Source organism: Flavobacterium sp. (assembly GCF_036405015.1).
Lineage (GTDB): Bacteria > Bacteroidota > Bacteroidia > Flavobacteriales > Flavobacteriaceae > Flavobacterium.
In genome coordinates this window covers 1-19,373 of record NZ_DASWYK010000231.1, presented here as the reverse complement: position 1 = coordinate 19,373, position 19,373 = coordinate 1, and the positions used below count along the sequence as shown (strand labels likewise).

General features: G+C 32.9%; 20 protein-coding genes. 9 read left to right on the top strand and 11 right to left on the bottom strand.

The window, feature by feature from the left end:
* Positions 1 to 52: 52 nt before the first annotated feature.
* From VGE71_RS19950 to VGE71_RS19935, 4 genes are all read left to right on the top strand, one after another.
* A complete protein-coding gene (locus VGE71_RS19950; RefSeq protein ID WP_331139868.1) occupies positions 53 to 712 on the top strand; it encodes a DEAD/DEAH box helicase in 660 nt (219 codons plus the stop codon).
* 130 nt (positions 713 to 842) lie between these two features.
* Positions 843 to 1,061 carry a putative signal transducing protein gene (locus tag VGE71_RS19945; protein WP_331139867.1) on the top strand — a complete coding sequence of 73 codons (219 nt, stop codon included), beginning with the start codon at positions 843 to 845 and terminating at the stop codon, positions 1,059 to 1,061.
* A gap of 138 nt (positions 1,062 to 1,199) precedes the next feature.
* On the top strand, positions 1,200 to 2,003 hold the full coding sequence (locus VGE71_RS19940) for a Cof-type HAD-IIB family hydrolase (RefSeq protein ID WP_331139866.1): 804 nt from the start codon (positions 1,200 to 1,202) through the stop codon (positions 2,001 to 2,003).
* Positions 2,004 to 2,009: 6 nt separating this feature from the next.
* Positions 2,010 to 2,540 (top strand): GNAT family N-acetyltransferase, encoded by a 531-nt coding sequence (locus tag VGE71_RS19935; protein ID WP_331139865.1) that lies wholly within the window; start codon positions 2,010 to 2,012, stop codon positions 2,538 to 2,540.
* Positions 2,541 to 2,616: 76 nt separating this feature from the next.
* Here the strand turns inward: VGE71_RS19935 and VGE71_RS19930 are convergent, their stop codons facing one another.
* Entirely contained in the window at positions 2,617 to 3,141 is a 525-nt protein-coding gene (locus tag VGE71_RS19930) for a hypothetical protein (protein ID WP_144218275.1), read from the bottom strand.
* A gap of 486 nt (positions 3,142 to 3,627) precedes the next feature.
* Between VGE71_RS19930 and mtaB the strand changes: the two genes are divergently transcribed.
* Positions 3,628 to 4,962, top strand: a complete 1,335-nt coding sequence (gene mtaB, locus VGE71_RS19925; RefSeq protein ID WP_331139864.1) for a tRNA (N(6)-L-threonylcarbamoyladenosine(37)-C(2))-methylthiotransferase MtaB — start codon at positions 3,628 to 3,630, stop codon at positions 4,960 to 4,962.
* A 216-nt stretch (positions 4,963 to 5,178) separates the two neighbouring features.
* Here the strand turns inward: mtaB and VGE71_RS19920 are convergent, their stop codons facing one another.
* From VGE71_RS19920 to VGE71_RS19885, 8 genes are all read right to left on the bottom strand, one after another.
* Positions 5,179 to 5,688 carry a hypothetical protein gene (locus VGE71_RS19920; RefSeq protein WP_331139863.1) on the bottom strand — a complete coding sequence of 170 codons (510 nt, stop codon included), beginning with the start codon at positions 5,686 to 5,688 and terminating at the stop codon, positions 5,179 to 5,181.
* Between the two features lie 90 nt (positions 5,689 to 5,778).
* On the bottom strand, positions 5,779 to 6,495 hold the full coding sequence (locus VGE71_RS19915; RefSeq protein ID WP_144218281.1) for a 3-ketoacyl-ACP reductase: 717 nt from the start codon (positions 6,493 to 6,495) through the stop codon (positions 5,779 to 5,781).
* A 114-nt stretch (positions 6,496 to 6,609) separates the two neighbouring features.
* Positions 6,610 to 7,197 (bottom strand): phospholipid scramblase-related protein, encoded by a 588-nt coding sequence (locus VGE71_RS19910; protein ID WP_144218283.1) that lies wholly within the window; start codon positions 7,195 to 7,197, stop codon positions 6,610 to 6,612.
* A 53-nt stretch (positions 7,198 to 7,250) separates the two neighbouring features.
* Entirely contained in the window at positions 7,251 to 9,401 is a 2,151-nt protein-coding gene (locus tag VGE71_RS19905) for a vWA domain-containing protein (RefSeq protein ID WP_331139862.1), read from the bottom strand.
* A 78-nt stretch (positions 9,402 to 9,479) separates the two neighbouring features.
* Positions 9,480 to 10,442, bottom strand: a complete 963-nt coding sequence (locus tag VGE71_RS19900; protein ID WP_331139861.1) for a hypothetical protein — start codon at positions 10,440 to 10,442, stop codon at positions 9,480 to 9,482.
* Between the two features lie 2 nt (positions 10,443 to 10,444).
* Positions 10,445 to 10,945, bottom strand: coding sequence for a sigma-70 family RNA polymerase sigma factor (locus VGE71_RS19895; RefSeq protein WP_331139860.1), 501 nt, complete (start codon positions 10,943 to 10,945; stop codon positions 10,445 to 10,447).
* A gap of 183 nt (positions 10,946 to 11,128) precedes the next feature.
* A complete protein-coding gene (locus tag VGE71_RS19890; protein WP_331139859.1) occupies positions 11,129 to 11,623 on the bottom strand; it encodes a DUF4304 domain-containing protein in 495 nt (164 codons plus the stop codon).
* 7 nt (positions 11,624 to 11,630) lie between these two features.
* Positions 11,631 to 12,467, bottom strand: coding sequence for a DUF6929 family protein (locus VGE71_RS19885; RefSeq protein ID WP_331139858.1), 837 nt, complete (start codon positions 12,465 to 12,467; stop codon positions 11,631 to 11,633).
* Between the two features lie 206 nt (positions 12,468 to 12,673).
* Between VGE71_RS19885 and VGE71_RS19880 the strand changes: the two genes are divergently transcribed.
* Positions 12,674 to 13,552, top strand: a complete 879-nt coding sequence (locus VGE71_RS19880; RefSeq protein WP_331139857.1) for a PPK2 family polyphosphate kinase — start codon at positions 12,674 to 12,676, stop codon at positions 13,550 to 13,552.
* Positions 13,553 to 13,733: 181 nt separating this feature from the next.
* On the opposite strand, the gene VGE71_RS19875 is transcribed toward VGE71_RS19880, so the two are convergent.
* Positions 13,734 to 14,252, bottom strand: a complete 519-nt coding sequence (locus VGE71_RS19875) for a hypothetical protein (protein WP_331139856.1) — start codon at positions 14,250 to 14,252, stop codon at positions 13,734 to 13,736.
* Between the two features lie 190 nt (positions 14,253 to 14,442).
* On the opposite strand from VGE71_RS19875, the gene VGE71_RS19870 reads away from it, so the two are divergent.
* The 3 genes from VGE71_RS19870 (at position 14,443) to VGE71_RS19860 (ending at position 18,125) form a co-directional block, all read left to right on the top strand.
* A complete protein-coding gene (locus VGE71_RS19870) occupies positions 14,443 to 15,825 on the top strand; it encodes an MATE family efflux transporter (RefSeq protein WP_331139855.1) in 1,383 nt (460 codons plus the stop codon).
* Positions 15,826 to 15,916: 91 nt separating this feature from the next.
* Entirely contained in the window at positions 15,917 to 16,144 is a 228-nt protein-coding gene (locus tag VGE71_RS19865; RefSeq protein ID WP_132078535.1) for a hypothetical protein, read from the top strand.
* A gap of 46 nt (positions 16,145 to 16,190) precedes the next feature.
* The gene (locus VGE71_RS19860; protein ID WP_331139854.1) at positions 16,191 to 18,125 is read left to right on the top strand and encodes an LTA synthase family protein; all 1,935 of its coding nucleotides are present in this window, start codon (positions 16,191 to 16,193) and stop codon (positions 18,123 to 18,125) included.
* Positions 18,126 to 18,244: 119 nt separating this feature from the next.
* Here the strand turns inward: VGE71_RS19860 and meaB are convergent, their stop codons facing one another.
* A complete protein-coding gene (gene meaB / locus VGE71_RS19855; protein WP_331139881.1) occupies positions 18,245 to 19,339 on the bottom strand; it encodes a methylmalonyl Co-A mutase-associated GTPase MeaB in 1,095 nt (364 codons plus the stop codon).
* Positions 19,340 to 19,373 lie beyond the last annotated feature (34 nt).

Genomic DNA, 19,373 nt, shown 5'->3' with positions numbered 1-19,373 from the left:
ATGATTTAGTTTTTCTATTTGAAATCTAAAATCATAAATCTAAAATTTAGAAATGAAACTAAAAAAAATAAACGAGAAATTACAAGACGGTTTGATCGAATTTGGTTTGACTGAAGCAAATGCATTGCAGATGGAAACTTTTTCGACCATAAAAAGTGGTGCAGATTGTGTGATTATTTCTCCAAAAGGAAGTGGAAAAACAACAACGATTGTTTTAAATGTAATTCAGCAATTAGCAGGAAAAACAGAAGAATCTCCTAGAGCTTTGATTATCGTTGAAGACAAAGCGAGAGTTACAGAAATGGTGGATCTTTTTAATAAATATGGGAAATACACCAATTTGGAAATCTATGGCGTAAACGAAAAAGGCGATATGGATTACGATAAAAACTACGTTTCTACCGGAATCGATGTTTTAATTGGTACTCCAACCAAATTAAACGATATGTTTAGCACGGCAGGGTATAACGTAAATCGTCTAAAAATGTTTATTGTGGATGATGCCGATCCGATTTTGAAATTACGTCATGATCCAAAAATCACACGTATTTCTAATAGTATTGCCAAGGTGCAACGAATTATCTTTTCTGAAACTTTGACAGAGCGTATCGAAATTTTGGCAGACAAAATCATGGTCGAACCTTATTTATTTGATATGGACGAAGATGGTGAAGAACTTGATGAGGAAGAAGACGATATTGAAGAAGAATAAAAAATAGTTTACAGTCCCGGTTAACAGTCTCAGTTATTGTAAGTCGGGATTTTTTTATCAATGGTTTTAGTGGACGGTTTTAACTAAAAACTGTGACTGAGACTGAAAACTTAATAAAAAATAAAGTATCATGGGATTAATGAAAGTGTTTTCAGGTAGTGAAATATTAGCAATTGCCTTGCAGGAAAGATTGGAAGAAGCAAATGTAGAAACCGTAAAAAAAGATAATATCCAGTCGGCTCGTCTGGGAGGTTTTGGTCAAACAGATTTGGCTGTTGAGGTTTTTATTCAGGAAACCGATTTTGCAAAAGCAAATCCTGTTATCGAAGAATTTAGAATGAGCCTTTAATAAGTCACAGTTTGCAGTCGCAGTTTTACAGTTTGGATACTGAAAACTGCGATTGAAAATTAAAAAAAGAATAAATTAAAAGTTGTAGTTTACCGTTTAGATACTGAAAACTGCGACTGCGACTGAATACTAAAAAAGATGCAATACAAAATGTTAGTGCTCGACATGGATGATACCTTGTTGACAGACGATCATAAAATTTCAGATTTAAATAAAAAAGTAATATTAGAAGCTCAGGCAAAAGGAGTTTATGTGGTTCTGGCTTCGGGACGACCTACAATTGCAATGACTTCTTATGCAAAAGAGTTGGAATTGGATGTAAACGATTCGTATATCATTTCGTTTAACGGAGCTATAGTTAGCACTGCAAAGGATGATTTGATTTTATTTGAGCAAAAGCTAACCGTAGAACAAATTCATGCGTTGTACGATTACAGCGTTAAAATGAAAACAGATATTATCACGTATTTGGATGATCAAATTATAAGCGAAACTGATTCTGAATATATAGATGTAGAAAAAGAAATTACTGGAATGGTACATCATAAAGTTTCAGACTTTAAAAATTATGTAGATAGACCAGCTGTAAAATGTATTTTACTACAAGATCCTGAATATTTAAAACCGCTTGAAGAGGATTTGAAAAATCTGATGCCGCATTTGAGTGTTTCGATGTCAAAACCTTTTTTCTTAGAAGCAGCACAACAGGGAATTGATAAAGCAGCAAGCATAAAATTTTTAGCAGATAAACTGGGAATTCATCAAAGTGAAATTATTGCAGTAGGAAATGCGGGAAATGACTTAACGATGATTGAATACGCTGGTTTAGGAGTCTGGGTTGATAATGTAACCCCAGAACTTCGAGATAAAGCCGATTTAATTGTGGCTTCAAATAATAATGATGGTGTTGCCGAAGTGGTAACACGATATATTTTAAACTAAATAAAGATGAAGAATTCAATAGAAACCGAACGTTTGATTTTACGGGAATTACAACTTTCTGATGCAGAAGGAATGTTCGAATTGGATTCAAATCCGAATGTGCATTTATTTGTCGGTAATAGACCTGTAAAACATCTAGAAGAAAGTATTGAATATATTAAATTCGTTCAAAAACAATATGCAACAGTGGGAATTGGTCGCTGGGCAGTTGTTTTAAAAGAAACAAACGAATTTATCGGTTGGTCTGGAATTAAATTTATTACAGACGAAATTAACAAGCACAAAAACTTTTACGAGTTAGGATATCGTTTTATTGAAAAACATTGGGGTAAAGGATATGCAACTGAAGCTGGAAGAGCTTTTGTTGATTACGCTTTTAACGAAATGAAAGTAGAAGTGCTTTATGCTTACGCAGATGCAGGAAACGAAAACTCAAGAAAAATTCTAGAGAAATTAGGTTTCCATTTTGTGAATTCTTTCGAATACGATGAAGAATTAGAAGTTTGGTACGAACTTAAAAATCCGAACTTGATCTAAAAAATGAATTCCAAATCTTTACAAACTTAACAGTCAGCAAAGATTTGGAATCAATTAAAGAGTAATATTTAAAATATTATTTTTTAGCTACAGAAACAAAATATTTATTTCCGTCACCCATAGTTAATTTTACACGTTCGTCGCAAAGATCGATAGCAAAATTAGCACTTTCGTAACAGCTGCAAGTAGTGTTTTTGTCTTTAGACATTTCAGTTTTACAGTTGTTGTTTTTAAAAGTAGTTAATTGTGGAGTGTATAAACTCACTAAATCTGTAGAAGCAGTCACCAAAGAAATAATACTTGCCGAATTATTATTTGTAATTCTGTACACAATTCTATCTGTATAGTTTACATCGTTAACGGTTACTTTACGAATGTAGGTATATGCTGTAGATCCTTCACCTGGTTCTTTTACTTCAAATTTAAATCCAACAGCACGAATAGCAACGTCAAACTGTTGTTGAGAATTCAAGCTCGCCCAAGTTGTTAATGTACTAATTGTAGGAAATGGATTTGCATTTGCAGCTGGAGCGTTAGTTTGCGCTTGCGAACTAAAAATGGTTAAGAACATCAAGCAGATTGTGGGTAAAAATGCTTTCATAAAGTGGTATTTGTTATTATAATTTTGCCTACTCTCTTTGGTTTTCGGCTTTCCCATTTCATTTTGTAACACAAAACAACAACATAACGAGTAAAATTCAAAATTGTTATGCCCGAATTATTATTAAATTAATTAAAGCTTGTTAAAATTCTTAAATCTGAATTTATTTTATACGAGAATCATAACAAAAGTAAATGTAAGAAATTTTGAATTTAAAACATTAAAAAATGTACTTAATCGATAAAATTTGCATTTAATCGATTATTTTGTCATTTTATTCTTATTGAATGGCATAAAAAACAGGTTTTTAAAGTCTTATTTTTATAAAAAATGAAACAGATAAAATCACTTTTGAATGTTTCTAAATTAACATTTGACGCAAATTATTGATTCGAAGTAAATTAATCGCTTTCTTTTGATGAATATTGTTCGTAAATTTGCGGCCTTAAATTTTTTGACAACGATTTCATTAATTTAAGACAGATTATGGAAAATAGAAAAAAAGTTGCCTTTTATACGCTGGGTTGTAAACTGAATTTTTCAGAGACTTCTACAATTGCCAGAAATTTTAACGACGAAGGTTTTGACCGTGTCGATTTTGAAGAAATAGCAGATATTTATGTCATTAATACTTGCTCTGTAACAGAAAATGCAGATAAGCAGTTTAAGCAAGTAGTTAGAAAAGCAATGAAGCTCAACGAAAAAGCTTTTGTTGCGGCTGTTGGCTGTTATGCACAATTAAAACCAGAAGAATTAGCAGCAGTTGATGGTGTTGATTTGGTTTTGGGAGCGACAGAAAAATTCAAAATCACAGATTATATCCATGATTTAAGCAAAAACGATATGGGTGAAGTTCACTCCTGCGAAATTGCCGAAGCTGATTTCTACGTTGGAAGTTATTCTATCGGAGATCGTACCAGAGCATTTTTGAAAGTTCAGGATGGTTGCGATTATAAATGTACCTATTGTACAATTCCATTAGCAAGAGGAATTTCTAGAAGTGATGCTTTGGAAAATGTATTGAAAAATGCCAAAGAAATCTCAGCTCAAAATATTCGTGAAATTGTTTTAACGGGTGTAAATATTGGTGATTATGGAAAAGGGGAGTTTGGAAACAAAAAACACGAACATACTTTTCTGGATTTAGTTCAAGCTTTAGATAAAGTAGAAGGAATTGAGCGTTTAAGAATTTCTTCAATCGAACCGAATTTATTGAAAAACGAAACAATCGAATTCGTTTCAAAAAGCCGAACTTTTGTACCTCACTTCCATATTCCGTTGCAATCTGGAAGTAATGATATTTTAAAATTGATGAAACGTCGCTATTTACGTGAAGTTTATATTGATCGAGTTGCCAAAATTCGCGAAGTTATGCCACATGCTTGTATTGGTGTTGACGTAATTGTTGGTTTTCCTGGAGAAACAGACGAACACTTTTTAGAAACGTATCATTTCTTAAATGATTTAGATATATCCTATTTACACGTTTTCACCTATTCTGAAAGAGATAATACTGAAGCTGTAGACATGGAAGGTGTTGTTCCTTCAAATGTAAGAGCAAAACGCAGTAAAATGCTTCGTGGATTATCGGTTAAAAAACGTCGTGCTTTTTACGAAAGTCAATTAGGAACAAATAGAACGGTTCTTTTTGAAGGAGAAAATAAAGAAGGATACATTCACGGATTTACAGAAAACTACGTAAAAGTAAAAACACCTTGGAATCCTGAGTTAGTAAATACATTGCAAGAAATCAACTTAACCAAAATCGACGAAGACGGAAGTGTTCGTTTAGAGTTTTTGAATAAGCTTGCTGAGGTTTAAGATTTAGATACTTAAGAACTTTGTCAAAGTTTCAAACTTTGACAAAGTTGACAAATAAAAAATATACATAAAGTATTGTCATTCTGAGGAACGAAGAATCACGCAAGTAATTCCGTACGATATGAATGCCAATCTTTATTGAGTTTCGAGTGTGATTCTTCGTTCCTCAGAATGACAAAAACAAAAAAGCCTCTTTTTAGAGGCTTTTTTTTATGACTATTTCTGATCTTCAGGAACCACCAATTTCAACGAATTAATATAATCCGTATCAAATTCGATAACCCTGATTTTTTCTGGATTAAAACCTAATTCTCCTCCAAACTGACCACGAGTATCTAAAAAATCGATAGTCAGTTCTTCATCGTTTAATTCTATTAATTTTCCTAAATAAGCAGATTTTGATGATTTTTTAGCAATTTGAAAAATGCCGTATTTTTCAGAAATAAATTTCATTATTGAAGCCAAATCTTTAATCGGAATAATATCTTCAGAGTTGATTTTTAAACCTTTTAAGCGAATTACTTTTTCTGTAAAAGCCAAATCGTGATCGCGGTTTACAGCTTCAATATTTTTGTTTCTCAAAATAACAAAACCATCCAAAACAAAATCTACTGGGTTATTTCGAAGCAAAATCCATTCATCAGAATAATCAATAAGAAATCCGGAGAAAATCTGTTTTTTATCCTGAAATTCTATCTCGACCAATTGTCTTAAATATTGTTCCATCATATAATTTTTTGAAATTCTAATATTTAAATTCCAAATTCCAATCGCTAAGTATTGGAATTTGGAATTTTAAAAATTTGGAATTTGAATTTAAGGATTAGTAGACCAAATACTACTGTTTTTAATAAAAACTCTTCGGTTTAATTTTAATTGTGCAACGATCAAATCTGCCATATCTTCAGACTGCATAACTTTTTCTGGGTTTCCGTCGGTCAGGTTTAAATCTTTGGCCATATCCGTTGCTACTGTACTTGGTGTTAAAGCCGTAACACGAATATTGTGTTTTCTCATTTCCTGCATCAAAGAATCGGTCAAGCCTAAAACCGCAAATTTCGAAGCACTGTAAGCACTTGTCAAAGCATTTCCGTTTAATCCAGCAGTTGAAGAAATATTGATAATATCACCCGTTTGTCTTTCGATCATGTTTGGAATAATCGCACGAGTCGTGTAATAGGTTCCCATTAAATTCACCTGAATAATTCTTTCCCAAGCTTCTGGTTCTAATTCTAAGAATTTTCCAAAAGAAGCAATTCCGGCGCTGTTAATTAAAATATCAATGTGTTTAAATTCGGCTAAAGCTTTTTCTACCGCTTTGTTGATCGAATTGATATCAGAAACATCAGCGCTTAAAGCCAAAGCTTTGACGCCCAAGTTCGACGCTTCATCAGCCAATTGTTCTACGTCTTTTTGTGTTCTTGAAACCAAAATAAGATTGACACCTTCTTTAGCCAAAGCAATTGCTACAGCTTTTCCTATTCCTTTTCCTGCGCCTGTAATAAAGGCGTTTTTATTTTTTAAGTCGGTCATGATGGTAATTTTTAGAAATGCAGAAAGCATCATTTTAAGTCTTACAAAAATAAGCTTTTGCAAACTAAAATGATGCTTTAAAAGTATTCTTAATCTAAGTTTAACAACTTTTCATTATTCTTTCAGAACCATGTCTATACACATTACAGCCCCTAAAATTAACTGTCTCAACGGACTATCATCTGCAACGGTATCTTCAATTTTAAGCACATAATTATCCGCACTTGTAAAAAACTCTTTTCCTAATCCAGCCCATTTTTTACTTACTTGTGCCAATTGCTTGTTTTCGTGTGAGAATTTAAAATCCCAGCCTGTCCATTTTCCTTGAAGTGTTGCCACTGGTCTTTCGTTTTTGTCCAGAATGTCAAATTTTCCTCCAATAGAAAAGAATTTTTGTTTGAATGTTCCAACCAAACGATCTTTCTCGTCCAAAACTTCAACAGTCGATCTAAAGATGGCAACACCTCTTCTTACTGTAATTAATTTTTCGCCAGAAGCAGTTGTAATTTCAATATTAAATGGAGTTGCTCTTTTGTAATCTGTAAATCGGAATACTTTTGTGAAAAAACCAAGATTGTTTTCTCGGCAGTTCATAATAATCTGATTGGTTTCTGGATGATAGATGTCATAATTGTTTGCGGCTTTAAACATTCCAACATGTTCTTTTACTAAAAATAGATTTTGGCTTAAAATAGGATTCATACGTGTGTAAAATAAATTTTAAAAATAAAGTTACAAATGTAATAAAATTTTGATTAATTGTATTGTTTTGCTCCTTCCACCAAACGAATAAATTCAGCTTTGTAACCTTCGCCATCGTTTGAATTTCCTTGCTTTGCCAATTTTGCAATTTCTTCAGAAGACTTATTAGCGATTAATTTAGAATCCCTTAATTTCAATCCGAACCAGGCAACGGCAGCACTAAATTTCATGTCGTCACTTGCATTTTCAATAGCCACCGATTTATTTTCGATTACCTGAACCATTTCTATACTTTTTTCTCCATCAGGTTTTTTGTAACGGAATTTTACGGTTGCCAGTTCATTGTTGAAAATACTTGGATTTGTTTCTGTTTTGGTATATTTTAATTCGTCTGGCTGTTCTGCTAAGTAATCGCTTTTTACGCCTGTCGGAATAATTTCATACAAAGCCGTAACGGTATGATTACTTCCTAATTCTCCGGCATCAATGGCGTCGTTTTTAAAATCTTCCGCTTTTAATTTTCTGTTTTCATAACCAATCAAACGATACGATTGCACTTGCTTCGGATTAAATTCGATCTGGATTTTTACATCTTTCGCGATAGCAAACATCGAACCTTTAAATTCTTTTCCTAAAAAACGATTGGCTTCCTGAATGTTATCGATATAAGCATAATTTCCGTTTCCTTTATCGGCTAAAATTTCCATTTTGCTGTCTTTGTAATTGCCCATTCCGTAACCTAAACAAGTTAAGAATACGCCTGTTTTTCTTTTTTCTTCAATCAGTTTTTCCATATCCGAATTAGAAGAACTTCCCACATTAAAATCACCGTCAGTTGCCAGAATTACGCGATTGTTTCCTCCTTTAATAAAATTTTCTGTTGCAGTTTTATAAGCCAATTCAATTCCTGCACCTCCAGCAGTACTTCCTCCAGATTGTAATTTATCGAGAGCATCAATAATTGTTTTTTTCTCATCTCCAGAAGTTGGAGGTAAAACCATTCCTGCGGCACCTGCATAAACTACAATTGCTACTTTATCTTTAGATCTTAATTCATTCACCAAAATTTTTAAGGATTGTTTTAATAAAGGCAATTTGTTCATGTCGCTCATTGAACCCGAAACATCAATTAAGAAAACAAGATTTGAGGCAGGTAAATCTTCTGTTGGAATATTTTTTCCCTGTAAACCAATTTTTAGGATTTTATTGTTTGCATTCCAAGGCGAATCGCTCACTTCTGTATTGATAGAAAACGGATGCTCATTTTTTGGTTGTGGATAAGTGTATTTAAAGAAATTCACCATTTCTTCTACACGCACTGCATCTTTTGGAACTTGCTGTCCGTTGTTTAAAAAACGTCTGATATTCGTATAAGAAGCATTGTCGACATCTATAGAAAAAGTAGAAAGAGGAGCCGTTTTTGGACTTTCGAATGCATTTTCTACAAAAGAGTCATAATCTTCTTGAGTTGGTTCGGCTGGAATTGGCGTTATATTTAATTTTTGATTTAATTCTGTTTCCGAAAGATTTTTGTAAAGCTCATTTTTTGTTGAAATAATCACAACTCCATTTGAGGCTCTGTTTCCATAAATTGAAGTCGCAGCAGCATCTTTTAATACTTTTAAATCTTTAATATCATTTGGATTGATTTTCGCCATTTGATTGGCTTTTGCAGGAACTCCGTCGATAATGTACATAGGTTCATTTTTTGGAGAAACACTTGCAGCACCTCGTATAACCACATTTTGGCTTGGAGCAGCAACATATCCAGTACCATTTTGAACCTGAACTCCAGCAACTCTTCCTTGTAATGCGGTTTCGTTTCTGTCTTTACGTTTTGAAAACAAACCAGTTAATATTGACTTTTTTTGAATGCCATAGCCAACGACTACAACTTCTTGTAATTGAGGACTATTTTCTTGTAATACTACATTGATAATATCAGATGATTGTACATTAATGGTCTGGGAATCCATTCCGATGTAACTAAAAATAAGAGCATCTCCTTTTTTTGCCTGAATGGTATAATGACCATTAAAATCGGTTTGAGTATTCTTTTTAGTGCCTCTAATCATAACAGAAACACCAGGAAGTGCAATATTAGATTTATCAGTAACTGTTCCAGAAATGATTCTTTCTTGTGCCATGCTCACGAAACATATAAGCATAGCAATGGCTGATGAAATAAGTTTTAGACTTTTCATGATAATAAGTTTTAGAATTAATGTTGAGATTTAACTTTGTCAAAGTTTTAAACTTTGACAAAGTTTTGTGTAGATTGATTATTTTTTAGGAGTTGGTTTTCCTGTTTTTGTAGTGATTATAACAACTCCTTTTTTTCCTCTGTCACCATATTTTTCAGTGGCTTCAAGGTCTTGTAAAATGGTTATGGTTTTAATGTCTTGTTTGTCTAAAGGCGCATATGGACTCGTCGGATTGTTTCCGAATAAATCATTTTCTGAATAGTAAATACCGTCAATGATATATAATGGTTCGTCAAGAATGACAAGTGAATCCACATTTTCAGGATCTAGATTCGGAAGTTCGTTTCGAATCATTTTGTCTTTTTTGACATCATTGCTATGTGCCATTGCATTTCCGTTAAGAACTACTAAAGGAGCAGCTTTTTTAGCTCTTGAAGCACTTTTTTCTGCAAAAGCAACCTTTGCCGATTCTCTTTGTGGGGTTTTAAAATAGCCCATGTCTGAGGTTACTTCTTTTTGCGAAGAAATTTGATCTTCTTCAATAGCCTCTTCTCTTAAAGTACCAACTGGCAAAGGTATTCCTGATCCTGCATTTGGCATTGGAACAGACATAATGGATTCTGCTTGGGCTGGAACTGTTTCTTGAACGGCAACACGTTCTTTGTTTTTAGTATGATTTTCTAAAATTTTAGTAGCTTCTTCGTTTGAAACAATTCCAGAGTCAGAAGAAGGTGTTGTGTTTTTTTGTTCTAAAATAGGTTCTTCAGCTGGTTCTTTTTGTGTTTCCTGAATTACTACTTTTTGTGTTTCATTTACAGTGTCTTTATCGGAATGTAAAAACTGAAAACCTAATGAAAGAAGTAAAAGAAGCGAAGCAGCAACGGCAATTTTTTTCCAGAGTGCGATTGTTTTTTTGTCTTCTTTTTTGTCCAGTTTATCTTCAACACGCGCCCAGACTTTTTCCATTGCGGGAAAGTCTTTAAACTCGGCATTTTGTGAAGCCTGTTTTATTTTGTCGAATAATTTATCTTGATTGTCCATGACTATTTTGCTTTTTGATAATAGAGTTTATTAACCAGTTCTTTTAGTTTGGTCTTAGCGGCATTCAATTGTGATTTTGAGGTGCCTTCAGAAATCTTCAGCATTTCGGCTATTTCTTTGTGAGCGTAACCTTCTATAACAAAAAGGTTGAACACAGTTTTACAGCCATCCGGAATGTGGTTTAATAAATTGAGTAAATCTTCTTCTTCCAAGGTATTGAGTTCATCGACAGAAGGCTGCGAAAGCAGTTTCACATCGTCTAAATACATGTTGAAGTTCGTTTCTTTTCTAATCGTCGCCAAGCAATGATTCACAGTAATTCTTCTGGCCCAGGCTTCAAAAGCGTAAGCTTCTTTTAACTGATCTAGTTTGGTGAAAATCGTGAAGAAAGCATCGGCTAGTGCTTCTTCTATTTCTTCTTCCTTTTTTAAGTATCTTTTGCAAAGGCGGTACAACTTCGGCGCCATGTATTTGTACACCTCGCGCTGGGCGTCGCGGTGCATTTTTTTACAGTTTGCTATTTGAGTCTCGTTTATCACAATTGTTGTCTTTCTTATATAGAGAGATTAAAAGATAAAAAGGTTGGGACGGGGGCAAAAAAATATTAAAATATTTTTTTTAGGGACAAAGGTACAGAGTTACAAAGTGACAAAGGTTTTTATTGTTGGGGCGGATATGAAAAAAGTTTATTTTTTTACTTTAATTGCATTAATTAATCTTTCACCAAAAAAAGGAATACTTCCAAAATTATCGATGCAATCCTGCAGAGAGTTCAATTTTTCGAGTTTGGGTAATATGAAATTTTCAAAATCTGATTTTAATTCTTTATAGAAATCATTCATATCTGTATGGTTTTCTAAAAGATAACCATTTTTGTTTCTAAATGAATGCATATTATTCTTATCGCTAACATATGAATTTTCTCTTTGATATATTATTGAATCATATATTTGAGGCTTTTTGGTAACATCTTTCATTTCTGATTTTAGAACTATTACTATATTGAAGCAAAAATTAACTCTGTCTTTAGTGTTCCATGAAAAATTCTGTAAATTAATTAAAGTATAAAAATCCCCTTTGTCTTTCCACCAAGTTTGACCACTAGTTTTGTACTCCAAATTCTTTAGAGTTGGTTTTAAATAAGATTTTATAAACTCAAGCTGTTTTTCTTTTGCATTCATTCAGAATCTATTTAATCGGCAACGTCAATTTATAAATTTTGGTTTCTAAAACTTCAGTATCATTATCTTCACAAAGTAAAAACTCGATTTTATTGTTTTCTTTTTTGTAAAGAGTCAAACCTTCGAATTTATTGGTTGAAGTAATTTTTTGAGTAAAATCAATTTTCATGGTTTTGACATCGATTCTTCCGATAAAGCTTCCTAAAATTGCGCCATCATCATAAGTCGATTTTGTGTCTTCTGCAGTTGAAAGAAAGTAGATTTTATCATCGACTAAAATGGCGTCGGTAAAACTTGAACGAACTCCTTTTATTTTCGGAAGTTTGTAATTGACAGAAATCAATGCAAATTCTTCTCCGAGATTTTTGGCATGAATAGTAAAAATCGTGTTTTTGTTAGAAATGCCATTGCCACGATTGAATAAATACCAGTTTTCTCCATCAAAAATGGCGCCTTCCAAATTGAAATCTTCGGGTTTTATTTGTCCAAAATTTTGCATTACAGCATATAAATCTACAAGATTGTTTTTTTGTAAAACCGTTTTAGATTTCATGTCAAACTCAATCATTTTGTTTCGGTTTTCGGTTGAACCAGAACCAAAAACATAAAGGGTATCGTTATGATGAGTTAAAGATTCGAAATCAGGTTTCTGACTTTTCGGAATATTTGCTGTTGCATTGTCAATTAAAGCGTGTTGGTTTAATTGTTTGTTTTCGATATTGTATTCGTATAAGAATCCGCTGTTGTCGCCAATTACGTAAAGTGCGTCATTATTATAAAATAAACCTGATGCCGAGCCGATTCCGATAATTTGAAATAATATTTCTAATGTGAATTTTTCCATGAATTGTTGTTTTGAAAATAACTGCCTAGCCCTGATAGCAATGGAAATACTTTGAAAAGAAATTGTATTTTTTCTTGACAGAACAAAGCGACCAAAGGAAGCTCTTGGAATGGCTTAGAAAAAAGCAATTTATTGAAAAGTATTGCAATGAATAGCAGGAATATGCTTCGTAAAATTAGTATATTTATAATTCAAAATTTGAAAATATGAAGTCAATAGATCCAAAAGATTTTAAAGTTGTAGATAAAATTAAATTAAGCAAGATTCCGACTTTGTTAAATGTCGATGCTGAAGATGATGAAAAGGAAGATAAATTAGATAAAGTAAAAGATAAATTAAGTGATTTACAGGATATTATGTATGCACATAATAAATATTCGGTTTTAATTTGTCTTCAAGGAATGGACACTTCGGGAAAAGATAGTTTGATTCGAGAAGTTTTTAAAGAATTTAATCCGCGTGGCGTGGTGGTGCATAGTTTTAAAACTCCAAATTCAACCGAATTGGAACATGATTATTTGTGGAGACATTATATTGCATTGCCAGAAAAAGGAAAGTTTGCGATTTTTAACAGAACGCATTACGAGAATGTTTTGGTAACTCGTGTGCATCCGGAATTTATTTTAGCAGAGAATTTACCTGGAATTAATTCAGTCGATGATATTAAGCCAAAATTCTGGGAAAAGAGAATTGATCAAATCAATAATTTTGAAAAACATATTGCGCAAAACGGTACAATTGTAATGAAGTTCTTTTTGCATTTGAGTAAAGACGAACAAAAAGACCGTTTATTGCGCCGTTTGGAAGAAGGAAAACACAATTGGAAATTCTCACCTGGAGACTTAAAAGAGCGTGCTCATTGGGAAGAATATCAGCAATATTATGAAGAAGCAATCAATCAGACTTCTAAAGAGCATGCGCCTTGGTATATTGTTCCTGCCGATGATAAAGATATGGCACGTTACATTGTGGCTAAAATTATTTGGGAAGAAATGAAGCAATATACAGATATTCAAGTTCCAGCTCTGGACAAAGAGATTCTGGATAATTTTGATGTTTATAAGAAGACTTTAGAAGATAGTTAATATAGTAATTAGATGATTTTATAATTATAAACCCGACAGTTTTTAAAAACCTGTCGGGTTTTTATTTTTTGAAACGAATTTGATTTTTTGGAATCAAGAATCATTATAAAAATAAAAATCCGACAGACTATGCGATCTGTCGGATTTTACCAAAAACAAAATAATAAATTAAACCTATTTTTTATAGTTTAAAACCATAAGCCACACGAAGTGCTACTTGATTGGTTCTAAAGTCATGATAATCTTCGTAACGAACACTTAAGTCGATAAATTTGTTAGCGTATCCAATTCCTGGCGCCCATAAAAAGGTTGTTTTGTCGTAACCATTTGTTACAGCGAAACCAGCACCAAGTTCTCCTAAAACATAAAATTGATCTTTTAAAACAAAAGCTTTAAAACCTGCTTTGGCCGGAATAAATCCAAGATCTTTTATGTTGTTTCCAAGATCATCTTTTCCCATAAATAAGTTTGTAAAACCTGTTGTTAAGGTCAATGATGTTTTCTTAGAAAGATCATATTGTAAACGAACGTCTCCCCCAAGAGCCCAGTCGTAATCGCCGTCGGTTGGAAGCCCTCCATTTAATCCGACTCCTAATCTAAAACCTTGATCGTAATTTTCTACTCCGCTATCTTGAGCAAAAGTTGTGTTGGCAAATAAAAACGTGAACGCAGCTAGGCATAAGATCTGTAATTTTTTCATGGCTTATATTTTTGAAATTTCTATGATGTAAAATTATATGCAAGGCGTTTGGAGTTTGTTATACAATTTTTAAAAATCGTTACATAATATTGAGTTCGTCTTATTTTTGTCTTAAAATTGGTATATAATTTTATTGATAGGACAGAATTCGAAGCTTCTGATTATCTTTGCCGACTAAAATTGAATACAAGTGAGTTTAAAGCAATACACCAAAGAGTTTTCGTATAATTTAAGACTGGCTTATCCTGTAATTTTGGGTATGGTCGGACATACTTTAATTGGTATTGTCGATAATATAATGGTGGGCAAAATTGGAAGTACAGAATTAGCAGCAGTTTCTCTTGGTAATAGTATGATTTTTATTGCAATGTCTTTGGGAATTGGTTTTTCTACAGCTATTACACCAATTGTTGCCGAAGGAGATGCAGAGAAAAACGATAGTAAAATTCGTTCGGCTTTTCATCACGGATTGTTTTTATGTACAATTTTAGGATTGGTGCTTTTTACCGTAATTATGTTTGCTAAACCTATTATGGAATTGCTACAACAGCCAGCAGATGTTATTGTTTTGGCAAAACCATATTTAGGATGGGTCGCTTTTTCTCTAATTCCGCTGGTGATGTACCAAGGTTATAAGCAATTTGCAGACGGAATGTCATTAACTAAATATTCGATGTATGCGATGGTTATGGCAAATGTTCTTCATGTGGGTATAAACTATGTTTTAATTTACGGAATCTGGATTTTTCCAAAAATGGGAATTATCGGTGCAGCACTTGGTACCGTGATTTCGAGAATATTCTTGGTTATGTTTATGCACATTATGCTTTCGCGAAGAGACGATTTAAAACGTTTCTTTAATGGTTTTAGTTTTAATGAAATCAAAAAAGCAACCATTAAAAAGATTATAAGTATCGGATTTCCTTCTGCCATGCAGATGCTTTTTGAAGTGGTTTTGTTTACCGCTTCGATTTGGCTTTGTGGAAATATTGGAAAAACGAGTCAAGCTGCCAATCAAATTGCGTTGAGTTTGGCTTCACTTACGTTTATGTTTGCTATGGGATTAAGTGTAACTTCAATGATTCGTGTCAGTAATCAAAGAGGTTTAATGGACTATAAAAAATTGATTGTGGTAGCTCGATCGATTTTCTTGCTTGCGATAATTTTAGAAACGGTTTTTGCCATTTTCTTTATCATTTTTCATAATTATCTTCCGTACATCTTTTTGAATATGGAAAATACAGGGCAAATTTTGGATAACGAAGAAGTTATAGGTATTGCTTCGAAACTACTTTTGATTGCGGCAGTTTTTCAAATTTCAGATGGAATTCAGGTTGTGGTTTTGGGAGCATTAAGAGGATTGCAGGACGTCAAAATTCCGATGTATATTACCTTTGTCGCATATTGGATTATAGGTTTTCCTATTTCGTATTATTTAGGAGAACATACAGATCTAAAAGCACAAGGCGTATGGATTGGCCTTTTGGCAGGATTAACAGCGGCAGCTACTTTTTTGTATATTCGCTTTCATTATTTAACTAAGAAATTAGTTACAAGTTCAAAAACAGAATAATTATATTTGAAAAATATATACCACAGATTTTGTAGATTAATCTTAAACTCAGTGGAAAAAAAATAATCAATTACTAAAAAAATAAATAAACATGGAATTACCTAAATTTTTACTTGGAGATAACACTGATTTTCCAGATGATATTTTCATCATTCACTTAGATTACCCAAGATTCATCATTAACTTAAAAGACGATGAGGTTGAATTTTTAGAAGAAGCAGAAGATCTAGACGAAGCAGAATTAAACGCTGAAATGGAAGGCTTAATCGAAAAAGCAAATGATTTCTACGATCGAGAAGTAAATCGTTACGAAGAGTAATTGTATTTCAAGATTTTCAGTTTTTTACGTTCTTAATATTGTATTGATGAAAAAAATATCTTTTCTAAAACCTATATTTAACTTTATAGCAGTTGGATTACTAATAACTACTCTAAGCCGAATAGTTCTATTTTTTATTTTTAAAGATAGAGTAGAGCAGACACCAGATTTTTGGTATATTTTTCCAATCGGACTGCGAATGGATTTGATATTACTTTGTTATTTGTCATTTTTGCCAGCTTTACTAATTACTTTTCTTCCGAATAAAGCGATAAAGTTTACCAATAAGTTTCTTGTAATCTACAGTTTCTTATTTCTGTTTTTAATTCTTTTTACAGAATTAGCTTCTCCGGATTTTGTAAAACAGTACGATACACGTCCGAATAAGATTTTCCTCGATTATCTTATTTATCCTAAGGAAGTTGTGGGAATGCTTTTAAAAAGTTACCTGACTTCTATAATTGTCACGTTTCTGATTTTAGGAGTTGTGCTTTATTTTGCTTTCAAAAAAGGTAAAAAGCTTTTTCATACGGTTACTGCAGATTATAAGTTTAAATTGATGGTATTTCCATTAGTAGCTTTTTTATTGTTTTTTGGAGCGCGTTCAAGTTTGACTTCAAAACGTCCTATTAATGCTAGTAATGCTGTTTTTTCGACAGATCAATTGACAAATACTTTAGGATTAAATTCATTTTATACTATTGCTTTTGCTGCTTATTCAATTAAGAACGAAGGTAACACCAAAATGTACGGTAAAATGGATGAGGCAGAGGCAATTTCACGTGTTAAGAAATACATGATTGTAGGATCAAACGATTTTACGGATGCCGAAATTCCGTTTTTACATGTACAGCAACCAGATTCTGTAGTTAAGAAACCATACAATTTAGTGATCTTTTTACAGGAAAGTTTAGGAGCAGAATATGTTGGAATTCTTGGAGGAAAACCATTAACTCCCGAATTTGATAAATTATCTAAAGAAGGAACATTATTTAGCAATCTGTATTGTACAGGAACCAGAAGTGTCCGCGGTATTGAAGCCGTTGTAACCGGATTTTTACCTTCACCATCAGAAAGTGTGGTTCGATTAGGAAATTCGCAACAAGGATTTTTTACGCTTGCAGATGCTTTAAAACACAAAGGATACGATACGAGTTTCATTTATGGCGGAATGGCGAATTTTGATAACATGGCTTCGTTTTTCAACGGAAATGGTTTTCAGGATATTATCGACCAAACTGATTTTGAATCTGATGGGAATAAATATGCTTTTAAAGGAACTTGGGGATATTCTGATGAGGATTTAGTCACCAAAGCCAATCAGTATTTTAAATCAAAAGGAGATAAGCCTTTTTTCTCACTGATGTTTTCAACATCCAATCATGAGCCTTTTGAATATCCAGCAGGAAGAATTAAACCTTATGATAAGAAACCGGCAACAGTAAATAATGCAATGAAATATGCTGATTTCTCGATTGGTAAATTCTTTGAATTGGCAAAGAAAGAAGATTATTTTAAAAATACTATTTTCATCGTAATCGCCGATCATAATACTAGAACTTACGGAAAGAATTTAGTACCGATAAATAAATTCCATATTCCAGCATTTATTTTAGGACCAGGAGTGGCAAAAGGAGCTGTTTACGACAGACTAGCAAGTCAGATTGATATTCCGCCAACATTATTAGGTTATTTAGGAATGCCTTTTGAAACTCCAATGGTAGGAAGAAATTTGACCAAATTAGATCCAAAAGTGCAGGGAAGATCTATCATGCAATTTAATGATATCAATGCTTTTAGAGTAGAAAATCAAGTTGTTATTATGCAACCCAATTTGAAACCATTGCAGTTTGAAGTGAAAAATGATACCACTTTGATTCCGGTAAAATTAAACGAAGAATTGGCAAAAGATGCTTTGGCACATGTCATTACAGCTGGAAATCTTTATAAGGAGAGCAAGTACAAACTGCGTAAAAAATAAATTTTTAAACCATATAAGTTATATAAGAAAATTCAAGTTTTAGCTTTTGAATTGTTCTAATAAGAGAAGCTTATTCTTTTAGATAAAGTAATTAAATGAACTTATATCACTTATATGGTTTAAAACTTTTTACCAAAATATATCTCCAACAAATTCTGAGCAGCTGCAAACGATGAAATTTCATTGTTTTGCACTGCTTTTTTGTTTTGTTCCAATAGTGAAATAATTTCAGGCTGATTGTAGAAATTTTGTTTCAACTGTTCATTGATGGTTTCCATCATCCAGAAATGATTTTGTTCGTTTCTTTTTTCCTGGAAAAATCCGCTTTCTTTTGTCAGTTCAAAATAATCATAAATTGTATTCCAAATTTCAGGAATTCCATCTTTTGTGAGTGAACTGCAAGTGGTCACTTTGGGCTGCCAATTTGATTTTTTTGGAGGAAATAAATGCAAAGCGCGATTAAATTCCACTTTTGCCTGATTGGCTTTTTTGATATTATCGCCATCTGCTTTATTGATGACAATGGAATCCGCCATTTCCATAATTCCGCGTTTAATGCCTTGAAGTTCATCGCCAGCACCAGAAATTTTTAAAAGTAAAAAGAAATCTACCATACTATGAACAGCGGTTTCACTTTGACCAACACCAACTGTTTCGATAATAATCGTATCAAAACCAGTGGCTTCGCAAAGAATAATAGTTTCTCGAGTTTTACGTGCTACACCGCCTAAGGTTTCGCCAGAAGCACTTGGTCGAATAAAAGCATTTTCGTCTTTAACCAATTCTTCCATTCGGGTTTTATCGCCCAGAATACTTCCATGTGAAATTGAACTACTTGGATCAACGGCCAAAACAGCAACTTTCTTTCCCAACTGAGTCAAATGTTTTCCAAATGCTTCAATAAAAGTACTTTTTCCAACACCAGGAACTCCTGTAATTCCAATACGAATGGATTGGTTTGAATGTTGTAGACAGCCTTGAACGACTTCAGCTGCTTTTTCAAAATGATCGGGATTTGTGCTTTCAATTAAAGTAATAGCACGACTTAAAGAAGTTCTGTTTCCTTCTAAAATTCCCCTAATTAATTCTTTAGAAGAGGGTTGTTGCTTGCGTTTGAATTTAATTTGATTGATAGCCGAAATATTGGTGATTTCGGGAGGTGAAATTCCAGCTTTTTCAGATATACTGCCAGATTGTTTATTGAAAGTTGACAAAACGCATTTTTTAGAAATGTAAAAGTACAGAAAA

Bases quoted from the DNA above. Each gene is read 5' to 3' on its own strand.
- VGE71_RS19920 (WP_331139863.1), bottom strand. From the start codon at position 5,688: ATGGAACAATATTTAAGACAATTGGTCGAGATAGAATTTCAGGATAAA.
- VGE71_RS19930 (WP_144218275.1), bottom strand. From the start codon at position 3,141: ATGAAAGCATTTTTACCCACAATCTGCTTGATGTTCTTAACCATTTTT.
- VGE71_RS19885 (WP_331139858.1), bottom strand. From the start codon at position 12,467: ATGGAAAAATTCACATTAGAAATATTATTTCAAATTATCGGAATCGGC.
- VGE71_RS19915 (WP_144218281.1), bottom strand. From the start codon at position 6,495: ATGACCGACTTAAAAAATAAAAACGCCTTTATTACAGGCGCAGGAAAA.
- VGE71_RS19890 (WP_331139859.1), bottom strand. From the start codon at position 11,623: ATGAATGCAAAAGAAAAACAGCTTGAGTTTATAAAATCTTATTTAAAA.
- VGE71_RS19945 (WP_331139867.1), top strand. From the start codon at position 843: ATGGGATTAATGAAAGTGTTTTCAGGTAGTGAAATATTAGCAATTGCC.
- VGE71_RS19880 (WP_331139857.1), top strand. From the start codon at position 12,674: ATGAAGTCAATAGATCCAAAAGATTTTAAAGTTGTAGATAAAATTAAA.
- VGE71_RS19900 (WP_331139861.1), bottom strand. From the start codon at position 10,442: ATGGACAATCAAGATAAATTATTCGACAAAATAAAACAGGCTTCACAA.
- VGE71_RS19865 (WP_132078535.1), top strand. From the start codon at position 15,917: ATGGAATTACCTAAATTTTTACTTGGAGATAACACTGATTTTCCAGAT.
- mtaB (WP_331139864.1), top strand. From the start codon at position 3,628: ATGGAAAATAGAAAAAAAGTTGCCTTTTATACGCTGGGTTGTAAACTG.
- VGE71_RS19875 (WP_331139856.1), bottom strand. From the start codon at position 14,252: ATGAAAAAATTACAGATCTTATGCCTAGCTGCGTTCACGTTTTTATTT.
- VGE71_RS19950 (WP_331139868.1), top strand. From the start codon at position 53: ATGAAACTAAAAAAAATAAACGAGAAATTACAAGACGGTTTGATCGAA.
- VGE71_RS19910 (WP_144218283.1), bottom strand. From the start codon at position 7,197: ATGAATCCTATTTTAAGCCAAAATCTATTTTTAGTAAAAGAACATGTT.
- VGE71_RS19860 (WP_331139854.1), top strand. From the start codon at position 16,191: ATGAAAAAAATATCTTTTCTAAAACCTATATTTAACTTTATAGCAGTT.
- VGE71_RS19905 (WP_331139862.1), bottom strand. From the start codon at position 9,401: ATGAAAAGTCTAAAACTTATTTCATCAGCCATTGCTATGCTTATATGT.
- VGE71_RS19895 (WP_331139860.1), bottom strand. From the start codon at position 10,945: ATGCACCGCGACGCCCAGCGCGAGGTGTACAAATACATGGCGCCGAAG.
- VGE71_RS19935 (WP_331139865.1), top strand. From the start codon at position 2,010: ATGAAGAATTCAATAGAAACCGAACGTTTGATTTTACGGGAATTACAA.
- VGE71_RS19940 (WP_331139866.1), top strand. From the start codon at position 1,200: ATGCAATACAAAATGTTAGTGCTCGACATGGATGATACCTTGTTGACA.